We start from the raw sequence: 14,668 nt of genomic DNA, 5'->3' as shown, positions 1-14,668 counted from the left end.
CGCCATCCCACGGATAGCCCGCTTTTGACGTTGACGTTGACGTTGACGTTGACGGCAGCGGGTGCAGGGCGCAGCCCTGCAACCCACCCGACCCTTACGCGGCGATACGCAGGATCGGCTTCAACGTAATGCCCTTGGTGCTGTCCTCGGCCGCCTGGTTGATCTGCTCAAGCGGATAGAACTTCACCAGCTTGTCGAACGGGAACCGGCCCTGCTGGTACAGCGTCACCAGCTGCGGAATGAACACCTGCGGCACGCTGTCACCTTCCACGATGCCGCGGATGCTGCGCCCGCCCAGCAGCAGGTTGTTCACATCGAAGCTGGCCGTGGTGCCCAGCTTCGGCGCACCCACCACACCCATCATGCCCAGCCCGCCCAGCGCCTCGATGCCGGCCGACAGCACTTCCGGGCGACCGGTGGACTCCAGCGCGTAATCCGCGCCACCGCCGGTGATCGCACGCACCGCCTCGATCACATCGGTTTCGCGGCTGTTGACCACGTGGGTGGCGCCCAGTTCCAGCGCCAGTTCCAACCGAGACGGCACCACATCGATGGCGATGATGGTGGTCGCGCCGGCCACCTTGGCCGCCATCACCGCACTCAGGCCCACCGCACCGGCGCCATAGCTGGCGAAGCTGCTGCCCGAGCGCACCTGCAGCGAATTGAGCACTGCACCGGCACCGGTCTGGATGCCGCAGCCCAGCGGGCCCAGCAGTTCCAGCGGCGCGTCGTCGGGCACCTTGATCGCATTGATCTCGCGGGCGATGGCGAAAGTGGCAAACGAAGACTGCGCGAAGAAGTGATCGTGCAGCGCCTGCCCCTGCGCATCGGTGATGGCGGTATGGCCGTGGCCATTGTCGCCGCCAAAGTTGAGCCCGAAGAAATCCCTGCAGTAGGCGCCATGGCCGCCACGGCACGGGTTGCAGTGGCCGCAGGCGCCGTAGGTCAGCACCACGTGGTCGCCCACCTTCAGGTCGCGCACGTTCGGGCCCACGGCTTCAACGATGCCCGCGCCTTCATGGCCGAGCACCGCCGGCAACGGCACCGGATAGTACTGGTCACGCACGATCAGGTCGGTGTGGCACAGGCCGGTGGCCACCACCTTCACCAGCACTTCGTCGTCCTGCGGACCGCGCAGGCGTGCCTGCTCGATCACGAACGGTTGTTCCTTGCCGCGCACGACGGCCGCGGTGATGTCACGGCCTGCAGTAGTGTTGTTCATCGCGATGCTCCTCCTGGATCAGATCGGGTAGGCGGGCGCTTCGCCCTTGACGGTCATCCACTGCCACTGGGTGAACTCTTCCCAGTTGGCCGGGCCGCCGATGCTGGTGCCGTTGCCGGACGCACCCACGCCACCGAAGGGATTGATCACTTCGTCGTTCACCGTCTGGTCGTTGATGTGCAGCAGGCCGGTGCGCAGGCGTTCGCCGAGCTTCAGCGCACGGCCCACGTTGCTGGACACGATGGCCATCGACAGGCCGTACTCGCTGTCGTTGGCCAGCTGCACCGCCTGGTCGTCATCGTCGAACGGCACCACTACCGCCACCGGCGCAAAGATTTCTTCGTTGAACGCCGGGTTGTCGGCGGCCACGTTGCCCAGCACGGTGGGCGCGAAGAACAGGTCCTGGTGGGTGCCGCCGGCTTCCAGCGTGGCGCCGGCCTTGACCGCGTCGGCCACCACGCGGGCGGCGTGGTCGCGCTGGGTGGCGTTGATCAGCGGCCCGATCGCCACGTCTTCGCGGGCCGGGTCGCCGACCTTCAGCGATTTCGCCTTGGCCACCAGCTTTTCCAGGAACGCGGCATGGATCTTCCGGTGCACCAGCACGCGGCCGGTGGCCATGCAGATCTGACCCTGGTGCAGGTACACGCCCCAGGCGGTGTTGGCCACGGCCAGATCCAGATCGGCATCGTCGAGGATGATCAGCGAATTCTTGCCGCCCAGTTCCAGCGACACCTTCTTCAGGTGCTTGCCGGCCGCTTCGCCCACCTTGCGGCCGGCCGCGGTGGAACCGGTGAACTGGATCATCGCCACGTGCGGGTCGCTGGTCAGCGCCGCACCGGCGGCACCATCACCGGGCAGCATGTGCAGCACGCCAGCGGGCAGCCCGGCCTGTTCGAACAGGCGCGCGATGACCGCGCCACCGCACACCGCCGTGCGCGGATCGGGCTTGAGCACCACGGCATTGCCGAGCGCGATGGCCGGTGCCACCGCCCGCATGGCCAGGTACAGCGGGAAATTGAACGGCGAGATGACCCCGACCACGCCCAGCGGGCGGCGCCGTGCCAGGTTCAGCCGGCCCGGTTCGGAGGGGAGGATCTCGCCAGTGCTGCGCGAGGGCAGCGCGGCCGCTTCGTGCAGCGCCTTGATGGTCACCTTGGCCTCGAAACCGGCCTTCAGGCGGGTCGAGCCGCTCTCGCGCACCAGCCAGTCCACCAGCGTGTCGATGTTGTCTTCGGCCAGGCGTGCGGCCTGGCGCAGCACCTGCGCGCGCTGTTCGTAGGGCGCGGCGGCCCAGGCGCGCTGCGCCTGCGCGGCGGCCGCGGCCGAACGTGCCACCTGCGCGGCATCGGCCAGGCCCACCTGGCCCAGCGTCTGGCCGGTGGCCGGCTCACGCACCGGCTGCTGCTGCGCGGCGGCGCGCCACTGGCCATCGAAGAAAGCACCGGACCAGAGATCGGCCGGCAGCCACGGGGAAGATGCAGTCATGTTGGGTCCTCCAGTTACGTGGGGCCATTGCACGCCTTTCACCGCCGGGGCGGCAATCGGCCATTGGCTGTGCGCGGCCAGGTGATTGAATGCACACGGCTTTCCAGCATCGCCGCTGTCCAGTTCGTGGACAGTGAACAGCGCGGCGGTGACCGCGCGCCTACAATGGCGGCCCCGCCAGCCGATGTGCCCGCCATGACCGATACCGCCCTGCCCACCGACGACCCGATCGCCGCCACCCGCCTGTGGCTGGAGCGCATCGTGATTGGCCTGAACCTGTGCCCGTTCGCCAAGGCCGTGTACGTGAAGGAGCAGGTGCGTTTCGTGCTGAGCGACGCCACCACGCCGGAGGCGCTGGTGGAGCAATTGGCTGAAGAACTGGTGCTGCTGCGCGATACCCCGGCCGAACAGATCGATACCACGCTCATCGTGCATCCGCAGGTACTGGTCGATTTCCTGGATTACAACGATTTCCTCGAGAACGCTGACGCGGCGATCGAGGCGTTGGACCTGCAGGGCATCCTGCAGGTGGCCAGCTTCCACCCGGACTACCAGTTCGACGGCGTTGCCGCCGACGATGCCAGCAACTACACCAACCGGGCGCCCTTCCCCACCCTGCACCTGCTGCGCGAAGACAGCGTGGCGCGCGCGGTGGACGCCTTCCCCGATCCGGACGTGATCGTGGAGCGCAACATCCAGACCCTGGACCGCATTGGCGTGGACGGCTGGTATCGCCGCCTGCGCGGGGATGACCTGTCGTGAGCGCGGCACCGCCCATTGCGGCCTGGCCCGCAGCGCCCCTGCGGGGCAAGGTGGCGCTGGTCACCGGCGGTGCCAACGGCATCGGCCGCGGCATCGCGCAGGCGGTGCTGGGCGCCGGTGGCCGCGTGCTGATCGGCGATCTGGACACCGAGGCAGGCCAGGCCTGTCTGGACGAGTGGCAGCGCGGCGATGATGCCGCGTTCCAGCGCCTGGACATTACCGACGAAGACAGCGTGCGCGAGTTCATCGGCGTGGCGCAGCAGCGCTTCGGCCGCATCGATGGCCTGGTCAACAACGCCGGCATTGCCGGGCCGCATGGCACCACGCTGGAAAACATGGACTGGGACGAATGGCAGCGCCGGCTGTCGTCGCTGCATGGCGCCTTCCTGTGCAGCAAGCATGCGCTGCCGGCGCTGAAGGCCAGCGCGGCCGGTTCGATCATCAACGTCGCCTCCACCCGCGCCTGGCAGTCGGAAGCCAACAGCGAAGCCTATGCGGCGGCCAAGGGCGGGCTGGTGGCCTTCACCCACGCGCTGGCGATCAGCGCCGGCCCGGCGGTGCGGGTGAACAGCATCAGCCCCGGCTGGATCGGCACCACGGCCTGGCAGGCGCCCTCGCGCCGGCATGCGCCGGACTATTCGGCCACCGACCACGGCCAGCACCCGGTCGGGCGCGTGGGCGAACCCGAAGACATCGGCGCACTGGCGGTGTACCTGCTTTCGTCGCTGTCCGGTTTCAGCACCGGCCAGGATTTCATCGTCGACGGCGGCATGACCCGGAAGATGATCTACGCCGAATGAAGCACCGCTGCTCGGTAGGTGCGGACCTTGGTCCGCACAAATGCCAGAAAGTGCCAACCAAGGTTGGCACCCACCACCGCCTCACCGCTATCCGGTAGGTGCGGACCTTGGTCCGCACAAATGCCAGAACGTGCCAACCAAGGTTGGCACCCACCACAGCACCACCGCGTTACGCCATGCCCGAATGCCGCAGCAGCGCATCGATCTGCGGCGCGCGGCCGCGGAACGCCTTGAAGTTTTCCGCCGCCGCACGGCTGCCACCGCGCGAGAGGATCTCGTCGCGGAAACGCGCACCGGTTTCGGCCATTGCCTGCGGTGCTTCCTCGAACGCGGCATACGCATCGGCGCTCAGCACTTCAGCCCATTTGTAACTGTAGTACCCGGCCGCATAGCCGCCGGCGAAGATGTGGCTGAACTGATGAGGGAAGCGATTCCAGGCCGGCGGATGGTTCACCGCCACCTCGCTGCGCACGCGGTCCAGCAGCGCCAGCACGCTGTCCTGCGCTGGTTCGAACTGGCTGTGGACCAACATGTCGAACAGGCCGAATTCCAGCTGGCGCACGGTCGCCATGCCGCTGTGGAAATTGCGCGCTGCCAGCATGCGCTCGTACAGCGCGCGCGGCAACGGCTCGCCCGTGTCCACGTGCGCGGTCATGCCCTGCAGGTGGTCCCATTCCCAGCAGAAATTCTCCATGAACTGGCTGGGAAGCTCCACCGCGTCCCATTCCACGCCGTTGATGCCGGCCACGCCCAGTTCGCCGATGCGGGTCAGCAGCTGGTGCAGGCCATGGCCCATTTCATGGAACAGCGTGGTCACTTCGTTGTGGCTGAAAGTGGCCGGCTTGCCGTTGGCACCGCGGCCGAAGTTGCACACCAGGTAGACCAGCGGCGTCTGCACGCTGCCATCGGCACGCTCGCGGCGGTTGCGGCAATCATCCATCCATGCACCACCGCGCTTGCCTTCGCGCGCGTACAGATCCAGGTAGAACTGGCCCACCAGCGCGCCCTGCGCATCGACCAGACGGAAGAAGCGCACGTCCTCCTGCCACACCGGCGCACTGTCTTCCTGCACACGCAGGCCGTACAGCTGCTCGATCACCGAGAACAGGCCGCCGAGCACCTTCGGTTCGGTGAAGTACTGCTTCACTTCCTGCTCGGAATAGCTGTAGCGCGCCTGCTTCAGGCGATCGGCGGCAAACGCCAGGTCCCAGGCCTGCAGGCTGTCGATGCCCAGCTGCTCGCTGGCGAACTGTTCCAGCTCGGCACGGTCCTTGCCGGCGAACGGCTTGGCACGCACGGCCAGGTCCCGCAGGAAGGCCAGCACTTCGGCCGGGTCCTGCGCCATCTTGGTGGCCACTGAATAATCGGCGTAGGAGGCAAAGCCCAGCAGCGCGGCCAGTTCAGCGCGCAGGGCCAGGATGCGGTCAATGTTGCCGCCGTTGTCCAGCGCTTCATCGCCGAATTCGGATGCGCGTTGTGCGCTGGCGCGGTACAGGATCTCGCGCAGGTCGCGGTCTTCGCCCCAGGTCTGCACCGGCAGGTAGCACGGCATCTGCAGGGTCAGTTTCCAGCCGGGCTTGCCGTCCTTCTCAGCGGCGGCACGCGCGGCGGCCTTGACGTCGTCCGGCACGCCGGCCAGGCGCGCTTCGTCTTCCACGATCATCGACCAGGCATCGGTGGCGTCCAGCACGTTCTGCGAGAACTTCGCCGACAGTGCCGACAGCTCCTCCTTGATTGCCGCGAATCGCTGCTGCGCGGCCGGCTCCAGTTCGGCACCGCCCAGACGGAAGTCGCGCAGCGTGTTGTCCAGCACCTTGCGCTGGGCCGCATCGAAGTGCGCCGCTTCGGCGCTGGCGGCCAGGGCCTGGTACTGGCGGAACAGCGCCAGGTTCTGGCCCAGCGCGCTGGCGAAGCGGGTCACCCGGGGCAGGTTGCTGTTGTAGGCTTCGCGCAGCTCGGGGGTGTTCACCACGCCCTGCAGGTGACCCACCATGCCCCAGGCGCGCCAGAGGCGCTCAGTGGCATCGTCCAGCGGGGTGACGAAGGTCTGCCAGGTGACCGGCTGCACCTTCTCGGCCGCACTGACTGCCGCCTCGGCCTGCGCCAGCAGCACATCCAGCGCCGGTGCCACATGCTCGGGGCGGATCGCCTCGAAGCGCGGCAGGCCGGAAAAATCGAGCAGGGGGTTGGCATCGGTCACAGCAGATCTCCAGGGGAACAGGCCCGGCGGGCGGGCATCACCCCCGATATGGCGCTGGCCACGGCAGCAGACAAGGGGGCGCCCTGCCCTGCGTTCACACCGGCCTGACAGCAGCGGACCGAAGCTGGCGGCGCGGGGGAGACCGCAGCGGTACGTACCGACGAGGCCCACATGGAAGGTCTGGCTCCAGCCCCAACCGCAGTACCGGCCGGGTCGATGGCTCTGACGGCCAGCGCGACCGAGCTGGCCTGGATTGCCGCGTTATGCGACGCCGGCGACGACGCGCCGCGTCATCTTGCCCAGCTGCAGGCCGTGCAGCAGCAGGGCGGCCGATTGAGCGAGACCCAGGAGTGGTACCCCTTCGAGGTGATCGAGCGCGGTGCCAGCCATCTGCACCCGGGCCACGAGCGCGAGTTCGTGATCTGCGTGCTGCTGTGGCTGCAGGCACTGGCCCAGGGCCGGGCCAGCAGCCTGGACCCGCACCTGCACCTGGATGACCGCGCGATGGATATCGAGGCGTTGCCCGATGCACTGCGCGATGCAGTGCTGGATGCGTTCATGGCGGCGGGGTATTGATACGCCATCGCGACCGCCGGGCATGGCCCGGCGCTACCGTGCCGCCCACCGCGTTAGCGCCGGGCCATGCCCGGCGGATCAGGTCGCTGCGTTACAGCGCTTCCAGGCTGCAGCACGCCAGCCCAGGCAGGCCCTGCCCGGCCACTGCGGCGGCCAGCTGCGCATCGGCGCCGTCCACGTCGATGCCCTGCTTCAGGTACCACTCGGGGTTGTAATAGCTGTGCGCATAGCGCTCGCCGGCGTCGCACAGGATGCTGACGATGCTGCCGGAGCGCCCCGCCGCGCGCATCCACTGCGCGGCCTGCAGCACGCCGATGAAGTTGGTACCGGTGGACCCGCCCACGCGACGCCCCAGCTGGCGGCTGACATGGCGCATGGCGGCCAGGCTCAACGCATCGGGCACCTTCACCATGGCATCCACGCTGGTGGGTATGAAGCTGGGTTCCACCCGCGGCCGGCCAATGCCTTCCACCCGCGAACCACCGCTGCAGGTCAGGCTGCGCCAGTCCTGTTCCCCGGCCACGGCCGCCTGGTAACCGGCGTAGAACACCGACACTTCCGGATCGGCGCAGAGGATGCGCGTGTCGTGGCGGCGGTAGCTGACATAGCGGCCCAGGGTGGCCGCCGTGCCGCCGGTGCCCGGGCTGCAGACGATCCAGTCCGGTACCGGGCTGGGCTCTTCAGCCATCTGCTTGAAAATGGATTCGGCGATGTTGTTGTTCGCGCGCCAGTCGGTGGCACGCTCGGCGTAGGTGAACTGGTCCATGAAGTGGCCGCCGGTTTCGCGGGCCAGGCGTTCTGATTCACAGTTCAGGTCGCAGGCGCGCTCGACCAGATGGCAGCGCCCGCCATGGAATTCGATGGCGGCAATCTTTTCCGGCGAAGTGCTGGCCGGAATGACCGCCACGAACGGCAGCCCCAGCAGACGCGCGAAATAGGCTTCAGACACCGCGGTAGAGCCGCTGGAGGCCTCGATCACCGGGCGCCCCTCGCGCAGCCAGCCATTGGCCAGCGCATACAGGAACAGCGAGCGCGCCAGCCGGTGCTTCAGGCTGCCGGTGGGGTGGCTCGACTCGTCCTTCAGATAGACATCGATTCCGGCAAACCCGGGCAGCGCCAGCGGGATCAGGTGGGTATCGGCGGACCGGTTGAAATCGGCTTCGATCTTGCGGATGGCAGCGGCCACCCATTCACGCTGAGACATGGCAGAGAGTCGTTGTCAGGACAGAACGGTGCGATCCGTCCATTGTATGCGGCAAACCGGCCGCAGGCGCCCGTTAGAATGACCCATCCGGCCGTTCCCGGCCCTGTCTGAAGGACCTTCTCCCATGACCCTTCCCGCCCTGCGCGACATTCCCGGCGTAGCTGCCCAGGCCCCGGCCGAAACCCACGGTTTCGTGTTCAACCACACCATGCTGCGGGTAAAGGACATCACCGCCTCGCTGGATTTCTACACCCGCGTGCTGGGCTACCAGCTGATCGACAAGCGCGATTTCGCTGAAGCACAGTTCAGCCTGTACTTCCTGGCGTACGTGCCGGCCGGCGTGGAAGTGCCCGAAGACGACACTACGCGCAGGGTATGGATGGCCGGCCTGCCGGGCGTGCTGGAGCTGACCCACAACCACGGCACTGAAACCCAGGACGGCCCGGTCTACCACGACGGCAACAGTGACCCGCGTGGCTTCGGCCACCTGTGCGTGTCGGTGCCGGCCCTGGAAGCGGCCTGCCAGCGCTTCGAGGATCTGGGCGTGCCGTTCCAGAAGCGCCTGAGCGATGGCCGCATGAAGAACATCGCCTTCATCAAGGACCCGGACGGCTACTGGGTCGAGATCATCGCCAACACCTGATCCAAAAGAAGGTATCGTTCCGGTAGCGCCGTGCATGGCCCCGGCGCTGCTGGAGCGGTCCCCTTTCAAAGAGGTGCGCATGGAAACGATGGAGCTGCACCGCGGCCGCCTGATCGACCACCTGCAACTGGTGGTGCGCGACCTGGCCGCCAGCCGCCGCTTCTACCAGGCGGTGTTCGACACGATCGGCATTCCGCTGGCCGGCGAAGGCCCGGACTACTTCTGGGCCGACGAACTGTTCATTTCCACCGTTGGCAGCGCGGCCGCGGCCGGGCAACTGACGGGCCGCCACCACCTGGCGTTCCAGGCACGTGACGCGGCCACCGTCGATGCCTTCCACCGCGCCGCACTGGCCGCCGGCGGCACCGACAACGGCGCCCCCGGCGAACGCCCCTACCACCCCGGCTACTACGGCGCCTTCGTGCTCGACCCCGATGGCAACAACATCGAAGTGGTCTACCACGGCCCTGCGACCTACAGCGCAGATTCGGTGAAGGTCACGTTCTAGCCACCGCGCGGCCCGGCTGCATTTGCTACCCTTTGCCGCGCTGGCTGTCGCCCGCCCACGCCGTCGCCGTTTGCGGCGTGCGTGCCGGCTCACCTTTGCATGATGACGTGCCGAATGCATCACCACGTGACCCGCTGCATCCCGCTCTGCCCGTCTGCGCTCTGCCCATGACGCGCCGCGTACTCATTCTGGGGGGCCGCGCGCCCGTGGCCCTGGACCATGCTCGCCGCTTCCACCGACTCGGCTGGACCGTGCAGGTGGCCGACAGCATTCCGTGCAGGCTGACAGGTTGGTCATCGGCGGTGGCCCGTACGCATGCCGTGCGCGCCCCGCGTTATGACGCTCGCGGCTTCGTCAGCGACCTCAACCGCATCGTGCGTGTCGAGCGCATCGACCTGCTGCTGCCTTCGTGCGAGGAAGCGCTGCATCTGTCGCGGCACCGCGCCGCCCTGCCTGCATCGCTGCACGTTGCCGTGGATGCCTTCGATACCCTGGCCGCACTGCACAGCAAGTGGATCTTCCTGGGCCTTGCACGCCAGCACGGCATGCCGGTGCCGGACAGTGGCCGCGTGCACACGCTGGAACAGGCCCGTGAGTGGGCGCAGGGGCGGCCAGTGGTGCTGAAGCCCGAATTCTCGCGCTTCGGGGTGCATGTGCGGCTGTACCCGCACGGCATTCCCGCCGATGCCGCCGCGCTGGCACCGTTGGGCGCCTGGGTGGTGCAGGCGTATCTGGACGGCGACGAGCTGTGCAGCTATGCCATCGCCCACCGCGGCCGCCTGCTGGCCCATGCCATCTATCGTCCCCTGCACCGCCTGCGGCGCAGTTCCAGCTACTACTTCCAGCCGGTGCAGCGCCCTGCCATCACCACCGCCATCGCGGACTTCGTCGCCGGCACTCACTACAGCGGCCAGATCTCCTTCGACTGGATCGAGCAGGACGGTCACCGAGCGCGCGCCCTCGAATGCAATCCCCGCGCAACCAGCGGGCTGCACCTGTTCCGCAATGACGTGGACCTGCCCGGGGCGCTGCTGGGCGACGGCAGCCTGCACGAACCTGCCCAGGACAGGGCAAGGATGATCGCTGTGCTGATGGCCACCGCAGGCCTGCAGGATGCGCTGATGCGTGGGCAGCCGGGTCGTTGGCTGCGCGACTGGCGGCAGGCCGACGATGTGATCGCTGTGGCCGGGGATCGCCTGGCGCCGGCCGGCAGCCTGCTCGACCTGGCCTCTTACGCGCGGCTGGCACTGCAGCAGGGCTGCAACCTGCGCGAAGCCGCCACCCGTGACATCGAGTGGGATGGCGAGCCGCTGGAGGCACTTGCCGGATGAATGGTGAAATGGCCGCGCAGATGGGGTTTTCCGAGAGCGCACGGGCGCTGGCGGGCATCCACGCAGGCACGCCGTTGCAGGCGCTGGTGCCCAACCTGCATGCGCGCTTCGAAACCCTGCCCAGCGCGGCGGGCGACCTGCCGGTCACCGTGCACGATGCCCGCCCGGGCGATGCCTGGGTCTGTTCGCCGCGCAGCACCTATGCCGACTACGCCGCCGAAGAAGGTGCGCGCTACCTTCCACGCTGGGCCGCGCCGCTGCCCCGGTGGATGATCGCCGCGCTGGGCACTCCCCTGCGCTGGAGCGGCATCGACCGCGCGGTGTCGATCAACAACTGGCTGCTGTCCACCAATCTCTACCCGGCACTGGCGCAGGCGGCGCCGGCCAGTCTGCTGCGCATCGCCAGCGAACGCTGGCCAGCGCACACACTGTGGTTCCGCTCGCTCAACGAACACGACAATGCCGACTGGCTGGCGGCGCTGCAGGCGGCCGGCTGCCACCTGGTGGCCAGCCGGCAGGTCTACCTGTACGACAACTTCGATGCGCTGGCGCGCCGGCACGGCAACCTCAGGACCGATCTGGCCCTGCTGCAGCGGACGCCGTTGCAGCACTGCAGCGACCACGACATCGGCGAGCAGGACTATGCGCGCATCGCCGAACTCTACGCCCTGCTCTACATCGGCAAGCATTCGCGCTTCAATCCGGTGTACAGCTCGCTGTTCCTGCGCCACTGGCATCGTGCCGGCCTGCTCACCTTCGAAGGGTTCCGCACCCGGGATGGCCGGCTTGCCTGCGTGCTGGGCATCTTCCGCCAGGGCCACACGGCCACCGCCCCCATCGTCGGCTACGACACCGCCCAGCCGCAGAAGCTGGGCCTGTACCGGCTTGCCACGGCATGCGCCTACCGTCGCTGCCAGGCCAACGGTTGGCGCCTGAACTTCAGTGCCGGCGCGGCCGGCTTCAAGCGCCTTCGCGGCGGCGTGCCCGCCATCGAGTACAGCGCCGTCTACACGCGGCATCTTCCACGCCGAACGCGCGCGGCCGTCGCCGCGCTTTCCACACTCACCTGCCGCGCCGGCGTCCCGATACTGCGCAGGTTCGGCCTATGAGTGCCTGGCATCCACGCCTGTTCACCCACTGGTACGCGGTCGCCCGTGCCGACGAACTGGGCACCCGACCGCTGGCCGTCACCCTTCTGGACACGCACGTGGCATTGGCACGTACGCGCAGCGGCACGTTGATCGCGCTGGAGGATCGCTGCCCGCACCGCCACGCCCCCTTGTCTGCTGGCTGCGTGGAGGGCGAACGGCTGGCCTGCCCCTACCACGGCTGGAGCTTCAACGCGGATGGCCGGGTATGCCGCATTCCGGGCCTGCCGGCGGACAACGCGCTTCCCGGGGTGCGCGTACGCCACTTCGCGGCCTGCGAACTGGATGGCTTCATCTGGTTGCGCCCCGGCGACTCCGGCGCCGCGCAGCCGCACGCGATGATCCGCGCCACCGACCCGCAGACCCGCCGCTTCCTGTGGCGTACGCGCTGGTCGGCGAACGTGGTCGATGCCATGGAAAACTTCCTGGACCCGCTGCACACGCACTTCGTCCATGCCGGACTGGTGCGCCGCGATGCCGCCCGGGTGCAGGCAGTGGCGCACTTCCGTTCAAACGAGGAAGGTTTCAGCGTCGACTACCGGTGCATGCCCGCGCAGTCAGGCTTGCTGTACCGCCTGTTCGAATCGAAGCGCACGGCCGAGCGTGCACACGTTGCCACGCCGGGCAGCGCCCGCCTGGAATACGTCTACGCCAATGGCAGCCGGGTGCTGATCGATCTGCACTTCACCCCGCGCACGCAGGAGCAGACCGATGTATCCATCGCCCTTCACGTGGAAGGGCGATGGGCGCCGGCGTGGGCGGTACGTCTGCTGGCCTGGCCCTTCCTGAAGCGGGTGAACGCGCAGGACATGGCCATCCTGGCGCTGCAGGCAGGCAACAAGCGGCGGTTTGGGGAGCGCAGGGGCGCGTCGACCCCGCTCGACATCGTGCGGGGCACGCTGGAGCACTTCTGGACGCAGGGTGAGCTGCCGCCGGCAGCGGCCCGCGACATATCGATGATGCTGTAAGTCGAACATGCCGAACGCAGCGTCCGGCATGTTCGTACCATGTCTGCCCTCAGTGGGCCGCCATGTAGATGTCCTGCAGAACGGCCTTCTCCAGTTCCAGCTCGCCCAGCAGGTTCTTCACGATATCGCCCAGGCTGAGGATGCCGACCAGGGTGTTGCCCTCGGTCACCATCAGGTGGCGGCGACGCGAGTACGTCATCAGCGACATGGCCTGCTTCAGCGTGGCGTCCGGCGCAATGCCTTCCAGACCGGTGGAGGGCAGCGTGGAAATGACCCGGCGGCCGGCCTGCGGGCCGTCGTCGGCCAACACGCGCACGATGTCCTTTTCGGAAATGATGCCCACCGGGGCACCGTCCTTGACCACCACCAACGCGGCGATACGGTTCGCGCTCATCTTGTGCGCGGCGGCACCGATCGTGTCTTCGGCGTCGATGGTGATGACAGCTTCTTTCTTCGATTGCAGGAGTTCGCGGACGTTCATTCTTGTTTCCTGGTACAGGTCACTGAAGTCAAAAAAGTGTGCTCTTCCGAATCGCCCCCTCCCCGGGAACAGACCTTTCAGCGCACGTCTGGCGCATGCTGCCTGCCGGTGAAAACAATGGGCAGGTGGCGTGCTGCAACGCGATCGAAACCGACGCTGCAGCAGCAGCGACGGCCCCGGTCGATTCGATTCTACGACTGCCCTGTGCGGCCACTACCGGCACCGGTGGGACAGTTCGTCGTGGAACCTGTCGACGATTCCGAGAATCGCACCCGCGCTGAAACCGGCGCTGAATACAGCCGCCCGCCAGCGCTAAAGTTCGCGCCACGACGGCCGACGCATGCGCAGCCGCCCGACCCTGCGAAGTCAGGGGAACGGGCGCCAACTGCCCAGCACCGCGTCGGTGCTGTACTGCGCCGCTTCATCGCCCGACAGGTGGTGCGACCACGGCACACGCTCCTCCGGCGAGGCGCCAGGCCCGGTGCTGCCGAACTCACCGTAGTAAGTGGTACGTTCGGCATCGGGCTTGTCCCAGTTGTGCCAGCCCGCCTGCACGACGTGCGGGCCCAGGTTGGACTGCAGGAACACCGTGCGCGCGAAAGGCCGCCACGGCCGGCCCAGGTAGGTGGTGCCGGCACCTTCGCCACGCAGCAGCGCGCGTCGGAACACGTAGCCGAAGCGCTGCCCTTCCGGCGTGGATGCCGCGGTGACCCAGCCCAGCTTGCCCTTCGATACGATCGTGCAGTCATCGAACAGCGCGGTGGCCGCACCGAAGATGAAATCCACCGTGCCCTCGATATAGCAGTCCTTGAAGTGCAGCACGCTGCCTTCGTGGGTGTACAGCGTGTCCTGGTTGCCGAGCAGGCGCACGTTGCGGAAACCACCGCGTGGCGGCGCCGCGTACAGCGCCAGTGCCTGGCCGACGTTGCCGGCCGTGTTTTCGATGGTCAGGTCCTCGGCGATGAACTCATCGCCGTGCACATAGACCGTGGCCGAGCCACTGGTGCGCATCGCCTTGCCGGTGGCCGGATCGACCAGGTCGGCGTAGTTGTTCCAGCTGAGGATGGACGCGCCGGCGCCCGCGCCGCGCAGCGTCACCCGGGTCTTTTCCTTCGGCACCTTCACCACGCCGCGATACAGGCCTTCGCGCAGCACGATGACCTGGCGCGTGCGGTTGCCATCGGGCACCGCATCGATGGCCGCCTGCACGCTGCGGTAGTCGCCGCTGCCATCGGCGGCCACCACCCAGTCACGGGCAGTGGCCGGCAGGCTGGCGCACCACAGCAGCATCGCCAGGGGAAGAAAACGACGGCATGGAATACGCATGTTGGCTCCTGCGG

14 protein-coding genes are annotated in these 14,668 nt (G+C 67.7%); 8 read left to right on the top strand and 6 right to left on the bottom strand.

The window, feature by feature from the left end; translation table 11 throughout:
- Window positions 1-94: 94 nt before the first annotated feature.
- On the bottom strand, window positions 95-1,222 hold the full coding sequence (locus RTY46_RS16400) for an NAD(P)-dependent alcohol dehydrogenase (protein WP_312709714.1): 1,128 nt from the start codon (window positions 1,220-1,222) through the stop codon (window positions 95-97).
- Window positions 1,223-1,240: 18 nt separating this feature from the next.
- On the bottom strand, window positions 1,241-2,707 hold the full coding sequence (locus RTY46_RS16395; protein ID WP_312709712.1) for a benzaldehyde dehydrogenase: 1,467 nt from the start codon (window positions 2,705-2,707) through the stop codon (window positions 1,241-1,243).
- A gap of 195 nt (window positions 2,708-2,902) precedes the next feature.
- Between RTY46_RS16395 and RTY46_RS16390 the strand changes: the two genes are divergently transcribed.
- Together RTY46_RS16390 and RTY46_RS16385 are read left to right on the top strand one after the other, a co-directional pair.
- Window positions 2,903-3,469, top strand: coding sequence for a DUF1415 domain-containing protein (locus RTY46_RS16390; RefSeq protein WP_312709711.1), 567 nt, complete (start codon window positions 2,903-2,905; stop codon window positions 3,467-3,469).
- Window positions 3,466-4,269, top strand: a complete 804-nt coding sequence (locus RTY46_RS16385; protein ID WP_312709710.1) for an SDR family oxidoreductase — start codon at window positions 3,466-3,468, stop codon at window positions 4,267-4,269. Before RTY46_RS16390 ends, RTY46_RS16385 begins: the two co-directional genes overlap by 4 nt.
- A gap of 169 nt (window positions 4,270-4,438) precedes the next feature.
- Here the strand turns inward: RTY46_RS16385 and RTY46_RS16380 are convergent, their stop codons facing one another.
- Complete coding sequence (locus RTY46_RS16380) at window positions 4,439-6,469, bottom strand: M3 family metallopeptidase (protein ID WP_312709709.1); 2,031 nt, start codon at window positions 6,467-6,469, stop codon at window positions 4,439-4,441.
- A 216-nt stretch (window positions 6,470-6,685) separates the two neighbouring features.
- On the opposite strand from RTY46_RS16380, the gene RTY46_RS16375 reads away from it, so the two are divergent.
- Window positions 6,686-7,045 (top strand): hypothetical protein, encoded by a 360-nt coding sequence (locus RTY46_RS16375; RefSeq protein ID WP_312709707.1) that lies wholly within the window; start codon window positions 6,686-6,688, stop codon window positions 7,043-7,045.
- A 91-nt stretch (window positions 7,046-7,136) separates the two neighbouring features.
- Here the strand turns inward: RTY46_RS16375 and RTY46_RS16370 are convergent, their stop codons facing one another.
- Window positions 7,137-8,249 carry a PLP-dependent cysteine synthase family protein gene (locus RTY46_RS16370; RefSeq protein ID WP_312709705.1) on the bottom strand — a complete coding sequence of 371 codons (1,113 nt, stop codon included), beginning with the start codon at window positions 8,247-8,249 and terminating at the stop codon, window positions 7,137-7,139.
- Between the two features lie 124 nt (window positions 8,250-8,373).
- Between RTY46_RS16370 and gloA the strand changes: the two genes are divergently transcribed.
- The 5 genes from gloA (at window position 8,374) to RTY46_RS16345 (ending at window position 12,847) form a co-directional block, all read left to right on the top strand.
- Complete coding sequence (gene gloA, locus RTY46_RS16365; protein WP_312709703.1) at window positions 8,374-8,892, top strand: lactoylglutathione lyase; 519 nt, start codon at window positions 8,374-8,376, stop codon at window positions 8,890-8,892.
- Window positions 8,893-8,971: 79 nt separating this feature from the next.
- On the top strand, window positions 8,972-9,400 hold the full coding sequence (locus tag RTY46_RS16360; protein WP_312709701.1) for a VOC family protein: 429 nt from the start codon (window positions 8,972-8,974) through the stop codon (window positions 9,398-9,400).
- A gap of 302 nt (window positions 9,401-9,702) precedes the next feature.
- Window positions 9,703-10,731, top strand: coding sequence for an ATP-grasp domain-containing protein (locus RTY46_RS16355; RefSeq protein ID WP_312709699.1), 1,029 nt, complete (start codon window positions 9,703-9,705; stop codon window positions 10,729-10,731).
- Window positions 10,728-11,840, top strand: a complete 1,113-nt coding sequence (locus tag RTY46_RS16350) for a GNAT family N-acetyltransferase (protein ID WP_312709697.1) — start codon at window positions 10,728-10,730, stop codon at window positions 11,838-11,840. Before RTY46_RS16355 ends, RTY46_RS16350 begins: the two co-directional genes overlap by 4 nt.
- Complete coding sequence (locus RTY46_RS16345; RefSeq protein WP_312709695.1) at window positions 11,837-12,847, top strand: aromatic ring-hydroxylating dioxygenase subunit alpha; 1,011 nt, start codon at window positions 11,837-11,839, stop codon at window positions 12,845-12,847. The genes RTY46_RS16350 and RTY46_RS16345 overlap by 4 nt, the downstream gene beginning before the upstream one ends.
- 49 nt (window positions 12,848-12,896) lie before the next feature.
- Here the strand turns inward: RTY46_RS16345 and RTY46_RS16340 are convergent, their stop codons facing one another.
- On the bottom strand, window positions 12,897-13,328 hold the full coding sequence (locus RTY46_RS16340) for a CBS domain-containing protein (RefSeq protein ID WP_108750461.1): 432 nt from the start codon (window positions 13,326-13,328) through the stop codon (window positions 12,897-12,899).
- Between the two features lie 366 nt (window positions 13,329-13,694).
- A complete protein-coding gene (locus RTY46_RS16335) occupies window positions 13,695-14,654 on the bottom strand; it encodes a pectinesterase family protein (RefSeq protein ID WP_312709693.1) in 960 nt (319 codons plus the stop codon).
- Window positions 14,655-14,668 lie beyond the last annotated feature (14 nt).

Origin of the sequence: Stenotrophomonas sp., from assembly GCF_032056425.1 — a bacterium.
Lineage (GTDB): Bacteria > Pseudomonadota > Gammaproteobacteria > Xanthomonadales > Xanthomonadaceae > Stenotrophomonas.
Note: the sequence above shows the minus strand (reverse complement) of the source record. Positions and strands in the feature narration are given on the sequence as shown.

Excerpts from the sequence above, each read along its gene's own strand:
- RTY46_RS16345 (WP_312709695.1), top strand. The coding sequence starts at position 11,837 with ATGAGTGCCTGGCATCCACGCCTGTTCACCCACTGGTACGCGGTCGCC.
- RTY46_RS16390 (WP_312709711.1), top strand. The coding sequence starts at position 2,903 with ATGACCGATACCGCCCTGCCCACCGACGACCCGATCGCCGCCACCCGC.
- RTY46_RS16370 (WP_312709705.1), bottom strand. The coding sequence starts at position 8,249 with ATGTCTCAGCGTGAATGGGTGGCCGCTGCCATCCGCAAGATCGAAGCC.
- RTY46_RS16375 (WP_312709707.1), top strand. The coding sequence starts at position 6,686 with ATGGCTCTGACGGCCAGCGCGACCGAGCTGGCCTGGATTGCCGCGTTA.
- gloA (WP_312709703.1), top strand. The coding sequence starts at position 8,374 with ATGACCCTTCCCGCCCTGCGCGACATTCCCGGCGTAGCTGCCCAGGCC.
- RTY46_RS16340 (WP_108750461.1), bottom strand. The coding sequence starts at position 13,328 with ATGAACGTCCGCGAACTCCTGCAATCGAAGAAAGAAGCTGTCATCACC.
- RTY46_RS16395 (WP_312709712.1), bottom strand. The coding sequence starts at position 2,707 with ATGACTGCATCTTCCCCGTGGCTGCCGGCCGATCTCTGGTCCGGTGCT.
- RTY46_RS16360 (WP_312709701.1), top strand. The coding sequence starts at position 8,972 with ATGGAAACGATGGAGCTGCACCGCGGCCGCCTGATCGACCACCTGCAA.
- RTY46_RS16335 (WP_312709693.1), bottom strand. The coding sequence starts at position 14,654 with ATGCGTATTCCATGCCGTCGTTTTCTTCCCCTGGCGATGCTGCTGTGG.
- RTY46_RS16400 (WP_312709714.1), bottom strand. The coding sequence starts at position 1,222 with ATGAACAACACTACTGCAGGCCGTGACATCACCGCGGCCGTCGTGCGC.
- RTY46_RS16350 (WP_312709697.1), top strand. The coding sequence starts at position 10,728 with ATGAATGGTGAAATGGCCGCGCAGATGGGGTTTTCCGAGAGCGCACGG.